Source organism: Methanocalculus sp., from assembly GCF_029762515.1.
Lineage (GTDB): Archaea > Halobacteriota > Methanomicrobia > Methanomicrobiales > Methanocorpusculaceae > Methanocalculus.
In genome coordinates, this window is the sequence record NZ_JARVGN010000546.1 from 1 (window position 1) to 1,221 (window position 1,221).

Annotated in this window: 2 protein-coding genes; both read left to right on the forward strand. The window is 55.4% G+C overall.

Annotation, left to right across the window (positions count from 1 at the left end):
* A partial coding sequence (locus tag QCH34_RS13030; protein ID WP_300334755.1) for a 4Fe-4S dicluster domain-containing protein occupies nucleotides 1-222 on the forward strand: 222 nt, incomplete at its 5' end.
* Nucleotides 223-419: 197 nt separating this feature from the next.
* Nucleotides 420-1,221 (forward strand): ATP-binding cassette domain-containing protein (locus QCH34_RS13035; RefSeq protein WP_300334757.1); only part of this gene is annotated, 802 nt, incomplete at its 3' end.

Here is a 1,221-nt window from a genome sequence, read left to right on the forward strand (position 1 = left end):
CGGAAGATCCGGAACCTTGCAGGCTGGCCCGCTCTTCAGCTGAGTGCAGATGCGGATCTCTGCATCGACTGCAACACCTGTTCGAAGAGATGCCCGATGGGGCTTGACGTGCACCGCATGGTCCGGGAAGGGAAGATGGAGAATCCCGACTGCATCCTGTGTGCAACCTGTGTCGATGTCTGCCCTGAGGGAGTTATACAATACTCAATACGTGGGAAGTAAATCCCCTGAAGGGTTCAGGATACCTGCATTGCGGGCATCATGCCTGTACATCACTCCTGACATATTTTATGGATACATTCCTTTTCTTTTAAATCTCTGTGATGCAAGTATTGTCCATGAAGCAGGAAGCCCCATCCTTCAGGGTGGGGTAGTTCACTAGTAATGGAAAGAGAAGCAATTCAGCCGGAGAAGTGAGTGTGAAAGAAGCAGATCATCAGGAAGACGCGATCATCGCAACAGATCTCAGGAAGACCTTCTCCGATATCGTCGCAGTTGACTCGATCTCGTTCTCGGTTGCACGAGGAGAGATATTCGGATTCCTCGGCCCAAATGGTGCAGGAAAGACGACGACTGTCAGGATGCTCACCGGGGTGATGCAGCCGGACGGGGGATCTGCTGTGATCTTCGGCCACGATATCGTATCCTCCCCGATCCGTGCAAAACAGCGGTGCGGGGTGGTGCCTGAAACCGCAAATGCCTATACCGACATCTCTGCCTGGCAGAACCTGATGCTGATGGGAGAGCTCTATGGCGTCCCGCGGCGTTATGCGGAAGAGCGTGCAGAAACACTCCTTCAAAGCCTCGGCCTCCTTGAACGGCGCGATCAGAAAGTGCAGGGCTTCTCAAAAGGGATGAAACAGCGGCTGATCCTCGCCATGGCACTCCTCCATGAACCGGATCTCCTCTTCCTTGACGAGCCGACCTCCGGCCTTGATGTCCAGAGCACCCAGCTGATCACAGGCATGCTCAGGGAGCTGAACAAGAAAGGGATCACCATCTTCCTCACGACCCATAACATGGAAGAAGCAAACCGGCTCTGCAACCGGATCGCGATCATGCGGAGGGGGCAGATAGCTGCCATCGACTCGCCCGAGCGGCTGAAGATGGCGATAGAACGGCTGCATACCATCGAGGTCAGTTTCGATCCGGCTGGATCGGCTGAGGATCTCGCCACTCTCCCGGGGATCGAATCCACCCGGCGGGAGGGGGACAAGTGGG